This window comes from Alcanivorax sp., from assembly GCF_051117345.1.
Taxonomy (GTDB): domain Bacteria; phylum Pseudomonadota; class Gammaproteobacteria; order Pseudomonadales; family Alcanivoracaceae; genus Alcanivorax.
Genome location: NZ_JBNPEC010000067.1, coordinates 1 through 14427, shown reverse-complemented (window position 1 = coordinate 14427; position 14427 = coordinate 1). Strand labels below are relative to the sequence as shown.

At 55.8% G+C, this 14427-nt stretch carries 13 protein-coding genes; 9 read left to right on the top strand and 4 right to left on the bottom strand.

Annotated features, from left to right (window positions below; all coding sequences use genetic code 11):
• Nucleotides 1–342 precede the first annotated feature (342 nt).
• Complete coding sequence (locus ACFE0K_RS04295; protein WP_434534886.1) at nt 343–768, bottom strand: PaaI family thioesterase; 426 nt, start codon at nt 766–768, stop codon at nt 343–345.
• Nucleotides 769–905: 137 nt separating this feature from the next.
• Between ACFE0K_RS04295 and ACFE0K_RS04290 the strand changes: the two genes are divergently transcribed.
• From ACFE0K_RS04290 to ACFE0K_RS04260, 7 genes are all read left to right on the top strand, one after another.
• Nucleotides 906–1199 carry a hypothetical protein gene (locus ACFE0K_RS04290; RefSeq protein WP_434534885.1) on the top strand — a complete coding sequence of 98 codons (294 nt, stop codon included), beginning with the start codon at nt 906–908 and terminating at the stop codon, nt 1197–1199.
• Nucleotides 1200–1266: 67 nt separating this feature from the next.
• Complete coding sequence (locus tag ACFE0K_RS04285) at nt 1267–2496, top strand: TolC family protein (RefSeq protein WP_434534884.1); 1230 nt, start codon at nt 1267–1269, stop codon at nt 2494–2496.
• 98 nt (nt 2497–2594) lie between these two features.
• Nucleotides 2595–3872, top strand: coding sequence for an efflux RND transporter periplasmic adaptor subunit (locus ACFE0K_RS04280; RefSeq protein WP_434534883.1), 1278 nt, complete (start codon nt 2595–2597; stop codon nt 3870–3872).
• Between the two features lie 11 nt (nt 3873–3883).
• Nucleotides 3884–7027, top strand: a complete 3144-nt coding sequence (locus ACFE0K_RS04275) for an efflux RND transporter permease subunit (protein ID WP_434534882.1) — start codon at nt 3884–3886, stop codon at nt 7025–7027.
• 162 nt (nt 7028–7189) lie between these two features.
• Complete coding sequence (locus ACFE0K_RS04270; protein WP_434534881.1) at nt 7190–8452, top strand: PIN-like domain-containing protein; 1263 nt, start codon at nt 7190–7192, stop codon at nt 8450–8452.
• Nucleotides 8453–8663: 211 nt separating this feature from the next.
• Complete coding sequence (locus ACFE0K_RS04265) at nt 8664–9521, top strand: hypothetical protein (protein WP_434534880.1); 858 nt, start codon at nt 8664–8666, stop codon at nt 9519–9521.
• Nucleotides 9522–9835: 314 nt separating this feature from the next.
• The gene (locus ACFE0K_RS04260) at nt 9836–10372 is read left to right on the top strand and encodes a hypothetical protein (RefSeq protein WP_434534879.1); all 537 of its coding nucleotides are present in this window, start codon (nt 9836–9838) and stop codon (nt 10370–10372) included.
• 81 nt (nt 10373–10453) lie between these two features.
• On the opposite strand, the gene ACFE0K_RS04255 is transcribed toward ACFE0K_RS04260, so the two are convergent.
• The gene (locus ACFE0K_RS04255) at nt 10454–11425 is read right to left on the bottom strand and encodes an alpha/beta hydrolase family protein (protein WP_434534878.1); all 972 of its coding nucleotides are present in this window, start codon (nt 11423–11425) and stop codon (nt 10454–10456) included.
• A 185-nt stretch (nt 11426–11610) separates the two neighbouring features.
• Between ACFE0K_RS04255 and ACFE0K_RS04250 the strand changes: the two genes are divergently transcribed.
• A complete protein-coding gene (locus tag ACFE0K_RS04250; protein ID WP_434534877.1) occupies nt 11611–12543 on the top strand; it encodes an AraC family transcriptional regulator in 933 nt (310 codons plus the stop codon).
• Nucleotides 12544–12669: 126 nt separating this feature from the next.
• Nucleotides 12670–12957: an alcohol dehydrogenase catalytic domain-containing protein gene (locus tag ACFE0K_RS04245; protein ID WP_434534876.1), complete on the top strand. Its 288-nt coding sequence runs from the start codon at nt 12670–12672 to the stop codon at nt 12955–12957.
• A 23-nt stretch (nt 12958–12980) separates the two neighbouring features.
• Here the strand turns inward: ACFE0K_RS04245 and ACFE0K_RS04240 are convergent, their stop codons facing one another.
• Nucleotides 12981–13793, bottom strand: coding sequence for a MipA/OmpV family protein (locus ACFE0K_RS04240; RefSeq protein WP_434534875.1), 813 nt, complete (start codon nt 13791–13793; stop codon nt 12981–12983).
• Between the two features lie 16 nt (nt 13794–13809).
• The coding region (locus tag ACFE0K_RS04235; protein ID WP_434534874.1) for a DUF1223 domain-containing protein at nt 13810–14427 on the bottom strand (618 nt) is incomplete at its 5' end.

The window sequence follows — 14427 nt, the reverse complement described above, 5'->3', positions numbered from 1 at the left end:
TCCACGTCCGAGACGGTGAAAATGTTGTTGGTGAGAGTGAGGGCCTTGAGGATGTAAACCGCATCATAGACAAGCATACTCTGACACATATCGCGATCCTCATCCATCCTGGTCCGGGTGCAGCGTGGGAACCCTGAGAGGGGGGCTACGCCGGCCGGGCCGTCACCTTTGACAATACCCGCAGGTACCAGTGCTGACAATTGATGGCAGGTCGTGGGGTGTTCCAGTCATGCGACCGGTCCTGCCGTTTGTCCGGCATGGGCAGATCCGGGGCGAAAAGGCAGGAAAAACGCTCAGGGAACCGGCTGATCTTCATTCCCTGAGGGAAGGGTTTGGGAAGCGTTACTGGCGGACAGTGGTAATCGCTTTGGTCACCGAGCCGGTGGCAATCAGTCGTTCTTCGCCGCTGGCGTTCACCGCCAGCGCTTCCGCGCGCATGGCTGCCAGGGAGCGGCCCAGCCGGTCCAGCCGGGCCCGTATCACCACACTTTCTCCCTTCATGGCGGCGCGCAACACACTGCTGTGCGTTTCCACGGTGACCGGTTGTTGATCCGCGGACAGCGACGGCACCACCGCAAAGAAACAGGCCACATCCATCAGTGCATAAACAATACCGCCATGCAGGGCGCCCATGGGGTTGGCGGTGAAATCGTTCACCGCAAAACGCACCTCGCTGCGGCCTTCGCCAGCACTCAGCAATTCCAGCTCGCAGGCGCTATGCAGTGGGTGGGCAAGGACGGAATCGCGGACTTCTTCCAGGCGGCTCATGGTGTCTCTCGTCAGATAAAGGGGCCATTACTCTGCCTCGTGCGATGCTGGCTGTGAATGACCGAATGAAACTTAATCTCTTGACCGGGGTCTTCACTATTCGCAGAGTAGAAACCTCTCAACCTACGGCTGGCACCATGAAAGCACTGGTCTGGACATTGCTGCTGATCATCTGCACACACGTGCTGGTGCTTGATGCCATGCATCATGAGCACGATGCCGACGTGGCCGTGGAACAGACAGATTCTGCCCCCGTCCAGCTGGATGTGCTCGATGCCGGTGGTGACCATTGCTGCCAGTGCCATGGTTTCATGGCCAGCGCGGATTGCGCCCCCGCACGGTTGCCCGCGCCGCCGGCCCGGGTATTGGCGCTGCGTCCACCCTTGCCAGATGCCCCGGCTGATAATCCGTTCCGCCCTCCCATCGCCTGATCGTTTTCCCGACCCCGTGTCGCGCCCGAGCGCGACAGATTCCGGATAACTGATCAGGAGCTTTCCCATGGAAAGTCTGTCCGCAGTAGTGCGTTCTTGCGCACTGCTACTGCTGCTGTGCGCCACCGTCGCACAGGCAGAAACACCCCCCGACCAATGGGCCGGCTGGCTGCAACAACAACTCAACAGCCTCCCCGCCAGTCGGGCCATCAATGCCGAGCAGGAGCGTTGGCTGGCGGAAAACCGCGATGCCGCCCAGCCGCTCTATAACCCAGAACTCAATATCGGCTATGAAGACAGTGCCGACACCACCAGAACCGTGGGTCTTAGCCAGACCCTGGACTGGTCAGGCAAGGCCCGCGCCAACCGCGATGCGGTAGCGGTGCGCGACACCCTGGCGCAACTGCGCGCCGACAAGGCCCGTGCCGATCTGCTGGCCAACAGCCTGTCTGCCCTGGTGGCCTATGACGCGGCCCGCGCCCGTCTTGATGCCGCCCGCCGACAGGAGCAGCAGCTTGCCGATCTAACCGACCTGGTCCGTCGTCGGGAGCAGGCAGGGGATCTGGGGCAGGTGGATGCCCAGCTGGCCTACCTGTCCCTGGGCCAGGCCCAGCAGGCCCTGGCCGAGGCGGAAAGTGCCGCCACCCAGGCGACCACGCGTCTGCGTGCCGTCCTCGCCAGCGAACAGCCCGGCCAGCCATTGCCGGCCAGCATCTGGGGCTCCGCCGCCCTCGACAACACCCCCCGGCAGCGCCTGCCTGCCAGCTTTGACCTGCGCCTGGCCGAGCAGCAACTGCTGCTGGCGGAGCAGGGCGTCAGCCTGGCGGATAAACAGCGCAACAGCGACCCCACCCTGGGATTCAGCGTGGGCCGGGAAGGGGACGAGAATCTCTGGGGGCTGGATTTCAGCCTGCCGCTGAAAGTTTTCAATACCGGCAAGGCCGCCTACCAATCCGCGCTGGCGGACAGCGAGCAACGGCGGGCCCTGCTGGAGAAAACCCGCAACGACATCGCCGCGCAGCTCGACGGCGCCTGGCGTGATTATCAGCAACAGCGGCACCGCTGGGAAAACTGGCAGTCGCTCACCGGCGACAGCCTGGCCAGCAGCGGCGCGCTGCTGGAGCGCGTCTGGCAACAGGGCGAGCTCACCACCCAGAACTATCTGCAGGCCCTCAACCAGCGCCTGGACACGCGCCTGTCCGGCATCGCCCTGCGCGAAGCCATGCAACAGGCCTGGGTGGAATGGCTGTATGAAAGCGCCCAGCTCAACGATTGGCTGAACGCACTGGCGGACTAACTCCTTGCCGTAGGAGCGTCGCTCGCGGCGCGATTCCATACGTTTTTGATCGCGCCGCCAGCGACGCTCCTACGAATGCAAAAAAATTGGAATTTTTTATGAAAACCAAAACACGTTTCAAAAAATCCCCACTGGCCATTGCCTTGCTGGCAACCCTGTCCAGCCCGGCATGGGCCGAGGACAATCACGGCCATCAACATGGCGAAAGCAATGAAACCCGCCAGCATGCCCACCAACCGGCGCCGGATAATGATGCCGGTCACGGTGCCCATGAGCACGGCGAGGAAAGCGCCGATGAGCACGCCGAAGAATCCCACGGCGAAGCCGGCCATGAACACGCCGGCGAGGGAGAAGAGGCACACGAAAGCACGGTGCTGGAGCTGACCGAGGCCCAGCAGACTATGCTGCAGCTACAGGTCATCACCCTGCAGCCGCAAGAGAACGCCACCCGGACCCTCACCGTGCCGGCGGAAATCACCAGCAACCAGTACCGCACCTGGGTGGTGCCGGTACGCATCGACTCCCAGGTGCAATCGCGCACGGCCACCCTCGGCCAGCACCTGCAAAAAGGCGACCCCATCGCCACCCTGTTCAGTCCCGCCATGGCGCAACTGCAGAGTGATCTGCAGGTGGCCGCCGATGGCTGGCGCCGGGTGAATAATCTGGGCCGTCGCACCGTGGGAAACCAGCGTTACCTGGATGCCCAGGGCCAGTACCAGTCCCTGCGTGCTCGCGCCAAGGGGTACGGCCTCGATGACGATGCCATCGCCGCCATCGAAGCGGGAAAAAGCGAAAAGGGCGTCTACACCCTCACCGCGCCGGATGACGGCCTGGTGCTGGAAGATGCCTTCCAGCAGGGCCAGTGGCTCACCGCCGGCAGTTCACTGGTAACCCTGGTGGACGAATCGGAACTGTGGGCGGAAGCGGCCTTGCCACCCAGCCCCGGTTTGCAGATCGCCACCGGTACCCCGGCACGGGTGATCGTGGGTGATACCTCAGTGAATGGCCAGGTGATTCAATCCGGTCATCGCCTCAACCCGATCACCCGCACCTTGTCCGTGCGCGTGGCGGTACCCAATGCCGGCCACCTGCTGCACCCGGGCATGTTCGCCGATGTGGCACTGGCGTTGGCGGCACCCGAGAACGCACTCACCGTGCCGGAGGACGCGCTCACCCGTAGCGCCGATGGCGACTGGCAACTGTTTGTGGAAGAAGAACCGGGCCACTACAAACCCGTGGAAATCGAACTCAACGGCCAACTGGAAAACCGCCGCATCGTCACCGGCATTGAACCGGGCACGCGAGTGGTCACGCAGGGCGCCTTCTTCCTGGCCAGTGAAATGGCCAAGTCCGGTTTCGACATCCACAACCACTGAGGAACACCGTCATGTTTAATCGACTTGTCGATTGGGCGGTGAATAACCGCCTCATTGTCTTGCTGTTGCTGGTCATCACCATCGGCATCATCGGCTGGCAATTACCCAACCTGAAACTGGATGCCTTCCCGGACGTAACCAACGTCCAGGTGCAGGTGAACACCGAAGCCGAAGGCCTGGCCGCGGAAGAAGTGGAGCAGCTGATCACCTATCCCATCGAGGCGGTGATGTACGCGCTGCCGCAGGTGGCTGAAGTGCGCTCCATCTCCAAGACCGGCCTGTCCATCGTCACCGTGGTGTTCGACGAAGGCACCGATATCTACTTCGCCCGCCAGCTGGTGTTCGAGCGCTTGCAGGCCGCACGGGAGGATATTCCCGAGGGTGTCGGCACCCCGGAAATGGGGCCGAATACCTCCGGCCTGGGTCAGGTCTATCAATACCTGCTCACCGCCGAGCCGGGCTCCGGCGTTGATGCCATGCAACTGCGCAGCCTTAACGACTGGGTGGTGAAACTGCTGCTGATGCCCGTGGGCGGTGTCACCGATGTGCTCAGCTATGGCGGTGAAGTGCGCCAGTATCAGGTCAACGTAAACCCCACCCGCTTGCTCGCCTACGACCTGAGCCTGCAACAGGTCATGGATGCCATTGCCGCCAACAACCGCAACGCCGGTGGCTGGTATCTGGATCGCGGCGCCGAGCAACTGGTGATTCGTGGCATGGGCTGGGTCGGTAGCGGCGAGCAAGGGCTCGGCGACATTGCCGCCATTCCCCTCAAGGAAGTGGATGGCACCCAGGTGCGCGTCAGCGATGTGGCGAAAGTGGAATTCGGCGGCGAGATCCGTCAGGGCGCGCTCACCATGACCCGTCGCGATGCCAACGGCGAACCGCAAGCGTTGGGTGAAGTGGTGGCCGGCATTGTGCTCAAGCGCATGGGCGCCAATACCAAGGCCACCATTGATGGCATCAAGGAACGCGAAGCGCGCATCCAGCAGGCCCTGCCGGACGGTGTGCAGTTCGAGGTGTTCTACGACCAGGCAGACCTGGTGGAAAAAGCCGCCAGCACCGTGGTCACCGCCTTGCTGCTGGCCTTTGTGTTTATCGTCATCGTACTGGCCCTGTTCCTGATGAACCTGCGCGCCACCGCGTTGGTATTGTTGTCCATTCCGCTCTCCATCGGCCTGGCCTTGTTGGCGATGGCAAGCCTGGGCATGTCCGCCAACCTCATGTCACTGGGTGGCCTTGCCGTGGCTATCGGCATGCTGGTGGATGGCTCCGTGGTGATGGTGGAAAACATCTTCAAACATCTGAGCCGGGTAGAGGGTAGCCACGACACCAAAGGCGGCATTGCCTTACGCGTGAAAGACGCCGCCCAGGAAGTGGCGCGCCCGGTGTTCTTCGCCGCCAGCATTATCCTGGTGGTGTTCCTGCCCCTGTTCGCCTTCGAAGGGGTGGAAGCGAAAATGTTCGTACCCATGGCCATCAGCATCATGCTGGCCATGACTGCCGCTGTATTGGTGGCGCTGATCGTGGTGCCGGCGCTGGCCGGTTTCCTGTTCCGCAACGGCGTGGAAGAAAAGCCCAACCGGTTGGTGAACTGGCTGGAGGGGCATTATCGCACCGTGCTCGGCAAGGCCATGAAGGCACGGAAAATGGTGGTCGGCACCGCCGTGGGGTTATTCGCGTTGGCGCTGGCGACCACGCCCTTTATCGGCACCGAATTCGTGCCGGTGCTGGAAGAGGGCACCCTGGCCTTGCGCGTCACGCTGGCGCCGTCCTCCAGTCTCGACACCGCGCTGGACGTGGGTGAAAAACTGGAAAAGGAAATTATGACCTTCCCGGAAGTGACCTACGCCCTCAGCCGGGTAGGCCGCGCCGAGATCGGTGGCGACCCGGAGCCGGTGAGCAACGTGGAAATCTATATCGGCCTGAAGCCCGTCAGCGAATGGGAAAGTGCCAGCAACCGCCTTGAGCTACAGGAAAAAATTCAGCAGAAACTGGAAAAACATCCAGGCCTGCTGCTCAACTTTTCCCAGCCCATCGCCATGCGCGTGGACGAGCTGCTCTCCGGCGTCAAAGCCCAGCTCGCCATCAAACTGTTCGGCCCGGATCTCAACCTGCTGCAGGAAAAAGGCGAAGCCATCACCCAGGCCGTCAAGGAAGTCGACGGCGCCACCGATGTGCAACTGGAACAGATCGCCGGTGAAGCCCAACTGGTGGTCACCCCGGACCGCAACGCCCTCAGTCGCTACGGCCTGAGTGTGGATCAGGTCATGGATCTGGTCAGCAATGGCCTCGGCGGCGGCAGTGCCGGGCAGGTGATCAAGGGCAACGAACGCTACGACATCTATGTGCGCTTGGAGCAAAGTGCCCGCAAGGATGCTGAAGCCATCCGCAACCTGCGCCTCAAGGCCGCCGACGGCGCCTGGGTGCGGCTTATGGATGTGGCGGACGTATCCCTGGTCTCCGGCCCACCGCAGATCAGCCGCGACGACGTACAACGCCGCGTGGTCATCCAGGCCAACGTGGCCGGTCGCGACATGGGCTCCGTGGTCGCCGACATCCAGCAGGCCATCGATAGCGAAGTGGATCTGCCCGCCGGTTACAGCGTGGACATCGGCGGCCAGTACGAAAACCAGCAGCGCGCTCAGCAACGCCTGGCCATGGTAGTGCCCGTGGCGGTCGGCCTGATCGCCCTGTTGCTCTACTTCGCCTTCGGCTCCGTGGCCCAGGCTGCCCTGATCCTGGTCAACGTCCCCCTGGCGCTTATCGGCGGCATTCTCGCATTAGCCCTCAGCGGCCAGTACCTGTCCGTGCCCAGCTCCGTAGGCTTTATCACCCTGTTCGGGGTGGCGGTGCTCAATGGCGTGGTCATGGTAGAGGCCATCAATCTCAGGCTGCGCGATGGCGAAGCGCTGGAGACGGCGATCTTCGAAGGCGCCGTGTCACGGTTGCGCCCGGTATTGATGACCGCGCTGACTTCCATGCTGGGGTTGATTCCTATGTTGCTGGCCACCGGGGTGGGCAGTGAAGTGCAGCGGCCGCTGGCGGTGGTGATTGTGGGCGGGCTGGTGTCGGCCACGGCGTTGACGTTGTTGGTGTTGCCGAGTCTTTATGGGGTGTTTTCTAGGAACAAGGTGGAGGAGAAAAGGCGATGAGATGTTGATTTGACCCCTAATGCAGTCTATTTAATAATCGATTCACTGCTCATAACCCCCAAGCATCATCAAGTTAATGTTTGCTTGGGGTGAGTAAGTTAACGTAGTCGTGGTTTTTGGTTAATGGAAATGTAGTTGTCGAAATTTATATCTGGGGCGGGGATGAAAGAAGTTTTCAAGGGTTTTTATAATATAGATGACTCTTTGCTGGAAGAGTTATGGGGTGGCAGGAAAACAATTTTTGTTTTTGATGCAAATGTCCTTCTTAATCTGTATGGATATGCCAAGCAAACAAGAGAAGATTTTTTTAGAATCCTGGAGGCTTTGGGTGATAGGTTGTGGATTCCATATCATGTTGGCCTTGAGTATCAAAGGCGAAGGCTGGCTGTCATAAGAAATGAGAAAGTCATTTTTAATGAAATAGAGAAGAATTTAAAAAAAATACAAAACGTTTTCAAGGGTGACTTCGAAAAGTTAGCGCTTGCCCGTCGTTTTCCGAAATTGTTTGAAAACACCGAAAAGCTAGAAAAAGAAATAAGCAAAAGCATAGCTTCCTACAGGAAGTCAGTAAATTACTGGGATAATGAGCAGCCATGTGTTAGGTCTCATGACGAAATAAGAGATAGGCTTAATCTTTTTTTTGATGGAAAGGTTGGGGAGCGGCCTGAAAATCAAGAGTGGTTGGATAGTATTTTTGAAGATGGAAATCGTCGATTTAAAAATAAAGTCCCTCCTGGTTTTAAGGATGAGGGAAAGGGTGATGGCGAGGACTCTTTGTTTAGTTATGATGGTCTTTATTATGAGAGGAAATATGGGGATCTTATAATTTGGAAGCAGTTAATTGATAAGGCAAAAAACGAAGATGTTGAGAGTGTGGTTTTTGTTACTGACGACGCCAAAGAGGATTGGTGGTATAAAATTGATTCAAATGGAAAGAAGATAGTGGGGCCTCTTGCTGAGCTCCAGTCAGAGTTATATAGAGAATCAAGTGTTGATTGCTTTCACATGTATAGCACGTCTAAGTTCCTAGAAGATGGAAAATCAAAGCTGTCTGTTGATGTTAGTGAGAGTTCTATTGAGGATGCGGAGTCTATCCATGATGCAGGGTTTTCTACGCATTATTTTGGTGGCCATGGTGCGAAGACCATTCTTGGCGGTTTGGGTGAATCTATGTCATCGGAAATGGAGATTTTTAGAAATAATATGGATGCTTTCTCTGGGGGTTCCTCGATTCAAGATGAAAGAATAAAGAGTATTTTGGCGGGGATGAGAGAGTCTTCACTGCCTGACTTGGAAAAATTTAATGATAGTTACTATAAGGCGATTTCACAATCGCTGATTGATAATGAGCGGCTTGATGAAATAATGAGAAAAATGCAAGAGCGGCGCCGAAAAGATGAGGATGAGGATGGCGAAGGAAGCTAGCAGGAAAATAAGAAGGGGTTCGGGATCAGGTGCTCTCTGAAAAGGGAATAGGCGGCACCCACCAATTGGAAGATTTCCTGCCCTGAAAATGCACGATTTCTGATGCTTGGCTGTGGCTTAAGGTGTTCAGATGAAATACATCAAAATATACTTCCTTCTCCTCTTCCGAAAACATGTATCAATAGGCTGTTCCTTGTGATCTTCTCATATTATGTTTGACGCTGAAAAAAGTTTTTTCTCCCTATCCGTTGTAAGAAGGTCGGCGGCTTTTTTGATTGGTGTTGCTATAGCTTCGGCAGCAACTATTTATTTTGGGTCCGATCTGGAGATTAACTTATCCTATCATGGCTTCAATAAGCTAATCGAGGTTTATAGGTTTCCCCTTGGGGTTTTGGCATTACTAATTCCTATAATCGCAGTTTTGGGAGTCAATCATAGATCAGAGCAAACTAGGGTTCAGATCAAAATAACAAGTTCACAAAACAATTTCTCAAATCACTTTAAGCATTTGGAAGAATTTATAAAGTATTACGACTCTCATTTGGATGGAATGGTTACAGACTTGAGTCCGAGGGAGCTTCATTTTCACCTTTTCCCAAGGTCGAGGAATGGCGACTATACGATCCATGAAGATATAAGTGAAAGCATCGAAACATGCTTTTATTGCATAAAAAAGGCAGCTATGCCGTTGGCAAGTGAAAAAGTTACCATTTCAGATATAAATGAGGTTGCAAATAATATATCCAATTATTTGAGTGGTATTGAGGGGGTAATTGGGGCTCGCCTCCCATATCCATTTTTAATGGATTTAGAAGGGAAAGAGAAAAGCTTATTTGAGAAGTATACAAATTATTATCAAGATAGATCGCGTACAAAATGGACCATTGTTGTCTGTATTGCTAGGGCAAGGCTGATCAGGGCTATGCTCGCGTTTTCAGAGGAAAGCCTAAACGAAGAAATGGCGCATTTTTGCAATATTAACGACAGCCTAATACCAGAGTACTTCATAGACGATGAGAGCACTTTGCCTGGGTTTAATCTTTTAAATTTAAAAGAGCGTCAATGTTAAGACGCAAATATGCAAAAATTAGAGTTGGGTGCCCTCTTGAATTTCAAGTCCCACCATCGGTATTTCTGCCTTAAAGGGCTAGCCTGATTTCAAGGCACAATAGGGGACACCCATCAATTGGAAAATCTCCTACGCCGAAAATGCACGATTTCTGATATTGGGCTGCCCGTGTGGTTAGTATCTTTGGGACATTAGGGGCAGGTCTTGCATCGTGAGCTTAGATGCACGACACAAGACCTGGCCCTGATTTACTCGAAATTTAGCCGAAAGATAGCAACTTGGTTGACTGAATAATTTTAAAAAAAGGGAAAATAATGAAGTCTATTTATCTAATATTTATCGCTGTTTTTCTGATTTCATGTGGCAAGGAGCCTCACCCAAAAGAAATATACAAAGCGTATGTCGCGGATGTGCAAGAAGTTGAAAAATTATCTGAGTTTCCATTTTCATCATATTTATCGAGAAGGGCACAAGAATATACTGCTGCACAAATGGATAGATCGGGGATTATAATTAATAATTTTTCTATTAATGGCAGTCCTTCTGTAATTAAAAATATAAAGACAGATTCTCTCAGCATGAAGTCAGACAAGATGAAGAGTCTGTTCTTGGAATTGTGGAAATCCGAAGCGGTTATTCCTTCTAAGTATAGTGAAAAGTGGCGGCTGGGTGACAAAAATGCTGAGTGGCAGTTTGTTGACAAAGAATTTCTTGATCCTGATACGCAACTAAAAGACAGCACATTAAAAACTATCGTTCATTTCGTAAATGAGAATGGCTGGAAAATTGATAAAATTGAACGAACGCGAACATCAAAAGATGGCAGTACTATGAAGTCGATAACTTATTGAAATTATCAAAAATAAGAGATCCGGGGTCAGGTCTTGCCCCGTGCGCTCCGCACGCACGAACCAAGCCCTGACCGTCCCTCCTTACTTCATATGCTTATCAAAGAACCCCAACACCGTTTCCGGGTGGCGACCAAAGTGGTTGTAGCCGTCACGAAAACGTTTGGTGGTGCCTTCGATCCAGAACAGTTCCTTTTCTTCACTGCCCAGTAGGTCAAAGGTTTTTTGCGCGTCTTCCGGGTTGCGCGTCCATTCGTCGTCTTTTACCTGCACCATCAGGGTGGGCATTTTGACGCCGGCGGCGAAGAGGTGTGGTGTCATTTCGTCGGCGACAAAGGCGCCCATTTTCAGTAGTTCCAGGTCGATGAGTTCCTGGTATTGCTGTACGCCGTATAGCTCGGAAAACGCATCGAAGATGGCGGACATGGAGACCACCATGGGGCTGACCATGCACTCCACGTTTTCGAACAGATCCGGGCGGCGGTAGATGGCTTCGTACTGGGAGTTGCCGCCCATGCACTGGCTGTACAGGCCTACCTGCATCTTGCTCAAGCGCGGGTGGTTATCCACGTACTTTTTGGCGCCCACGCAGTCGCGCCATTCCCAGCGACCGATGCCGCTGAGGCCGCCGTTGGCAGCGCTGCTGTTGCCGTGGTTGCGGATGTCGTAGCTGAGTACGTTATAGCCGGCATCGGCCAGATGTTTCATCTGGATGACGAAGTCGATCTCCACCGCGTCGAAGGCGCTCCAGGGTTCCCCCAGGTGGCCGGGGTAACCGGCGCGACACATGGGTAGGGCGTGGTTGAAGATGATCAACTTGTTGCTTTCGCCGCCGGTGGCGGGGATGTACCAGCCTTCCAGTGGGGTGCCATCGTCGGACGGGAAGTAGATGTCTTGCCAGTCTTTCAGGCCGTAGTCGTCCGGGGTCTTGTGCAGGATGCTGCGCAAGGGTTTGACGATGTTGGCCAGGGCCATGACCTTCTCGTGATCTTCCGGGGTGATGTTGGCCAGCTGTTCCTGAGCCTTCTTCATGCGGTCGTCTGAAATACGGGGCATGGTGTCTCTCCTTGTCAGTGATCGGGTGTGTCGCTTCAGTGAGATCAGTGTGCGCTGGCGGTGGCCTCCGTGCTTGCCTGATACGCAGCAGTTTTTGCCTGTTTTGATGAAATGGTGTTGCCGGGGCTGGTGTGCGGATGGCAGGCAGCTACACTGTAGGGGTGACGGAAACGGTGATGTAAGCCATGGAAAACCGGGAAAAACAGCAGGGTAGTGCAGAGATGGCGGCGCTTTCCGTGCTAAAAAGCAAACTCATGCATATTGCCCGTAACGACGGCGATTACACCACGGCTCTGCCGGCGCTGACGGTGCATCGGCGAGATAGCTGCACCGATCCGCTGCCCTGTATCTACGATCTGGGCCTGGCGGTGTCGGTGGCTGGCGATAAGCAGGTATCCGGCGGTGACAGGGTGTTCGAATATGGAGCGGGTGAGGGACTGTTTGCCTCGGCGGATATGCCGGTGGTGACCCGTGTGATCGAAGCAACCCCGACACACCCCTATGTGGGGGCGATGCTGCGCTTTGATCCGCAGCGGGTGATGCAGGTGGCAGCGGGTATCACCGTGCCACAGCGGGCGCGCCAGGCGCGGGCCACGGCGTTGACCCGCCTGAGCCTGGATGCTCCCTTGCTGGAAGCCCTGAGCCGTTATGTAGGGCTGCTGGATGAGCCGGCCCTGTGCTCGACGCTGGCCCCGCTGGTGGAGCAGGAGATTATTGCCCGGTTGCTGGTCAGCGATGCGGGGCCGTTGTTCATGCTGCTGAATGCCAGCGGCTCCCCCAGCCGGCAGATCACCCGGACCATGGCCTGGCTGAAACAGCATTATAACGAGTCGATCAGCATGGATGCCCTGGCCGAGCAGGCCCACATGAGTGCGTCCAGTTTTCGCCAGCATTTCAAGGCCATCGCCGGTATGAGCCCGCTGCAATACCTGAAAACCATCCGTTTGCAGGAGGCCCGACAGCTGATGCTCAACGATGGCCTGGATGCGGGGACGTCCGGTCTGCAGGTGGGGTATGAAAGTGTGTCCCAGTTCAGCCGTGAATACGCCCGCTTGTTCGGCGCCCCGCCGTTGCGGGATATCAAGCAACTGCGCGAGCGCGCCTCTCGCCCTGCCTGATCAGGGGTGCCTGAAGACAGAAAGTTTCCACCGGACACACAATTGGCTCCCATCGACCTGTCCTCCTGATCCGCCCGGTGGAACCATGAATCAGCCCAAGAAGCATAGCTGCCCGAAGGAGAGGCCATGAGAGCGGTTGTCTGTCACCACGGAAATTTTCAGGTTCAGGATGTGGCCGAGCCGGAACCTGGCAAGGGCCAGATTCTGCTGAATGTGTTGCGTTGTGGTATCTGCGGGTCGGACCTGCATGCGCGGCATCATGCGGATGAACTGGCGGAGGCCACGGAGCGTGTCGGCTACCCCCATATCATGCGCAGTCATGAGCATGTGGTGTTGGGGCATGAGTTTGTGGGGGAGATTGCAGACTACGGCGCAAAAACACACCCGTTTGATGGTTTGATATTGTCCATTTGAAAACGATGACCGTTCCCGGCATATCACCAGAAATAAAATATGCCGCCTATCGCCACTGAGGTGAGTGACCGTTCATTAATGATGGGGCTGTCGTTAATGCCGTCTCCGAGATAATCCTCCTTCGCGACAGCAAGAAAATGCCAGTGTTTTCCCGGCGTCCAGATGGCGGTCAGGGCGGCCTGATAATTCAGTGAGCTATGCTCGCCGTAGGCGGGCCGGCCGGGGGCTGTTTCATCGTCGTCCACCCCGTAGAAATGTTCGACCAATCGACCGTCTTGCCAAACCAGTCCCAGAGATGGCGCGATGGTGAAATCTCCCCAGCTGATCCCACGGCTGACGGTAAAACTCGCTTCCAGGCCATCGCTCTCATTACCGATGTCTTTCAGTGCGTTGGCAGAGACTTGAAACAAGGCGTGCTGATAGTCATAAGACAGGCCGGCAAAGGCGGTGCGGTGTGTTGTATTGATGCCGTTAAGTTCGCCATTGTCGGCAAAGCCGGAGGTGACTTCATAGAAGCGGGGCGTGACAAGCAGCCCGAATACACTGTTGTCGTTCTTGAAAAGATCCAGGCCTGCATCCAGCCCTTCCACGCTGAAGCGTTTAGAGCGAAGGGAAAAATAGGGAAGCCCTTCGTTTTGTGCATCGACACCAACAAAAGGCCGTTCGGTGATTGAGGTTGTGGCGCCGATGCCGAAGTGGCTGGTGTCATCCAGGGGAGCCCGCGAAAGTAGAGTGTTGATGGCGGTCGGGGCGGCCACGGCTAATGAAGAGGAAAGAAACAGAAGGCTGGCGGCGACGTTACGAATAGATGCCGAAGGGGTTTTGTTGGCAAGCATGGTGGCTCCGTAGGCGTTAATGGGTTGTGGTTTGTGACGGCAGGAGGCCGCCCACGGCTTGCACGGGCCGAGGGTCACTGCTCTGGCTTATCCAGGTCACCAGGCCGGTGCGTTGTTGTCCGTGGTCGGGTGGCGAAGGCAGCGTGAGTGTCATCGTAGAAGACGGCATGGGGTGGGTATTCCACTGCAAAACAACGAAATCGTGTTGCAAGGTTTTGCCCCGGTTCTCTCCGCGTTGTATCGAGGATGTCAGGCCGAGGCCGATCCACGCCGTATTCAAACGTGCGTCATCTGGCAGGGTGCCGTCGAATGTGGCCTGCAATGTCGGGTGCTGATAGGTAACAGAAAGAGAGCCCACCTTTTTCTGTGACAGGGAGTCCCGCCAGTTCCGATAACGCTGGAAAAAGCCGCGCCACTCATTGCCATTGATGAAAAAGCCAGGGGTGTAGACGCGACCGGCGTCGTGAATCTGAGCGTAGCGACGTTGCCGGTCACTAAAGGCCGGGCTGCCATAAGGATCAGCCCAGCCGATGTAATCCCAGTAATCCACGTAAAAAGCCAGCGGAGTAAACGCCGAAAACAGTCCTTCTTGTTTTCCCAGTGATCGGATAAACCGGTCGGCCGGCGGGCAGCT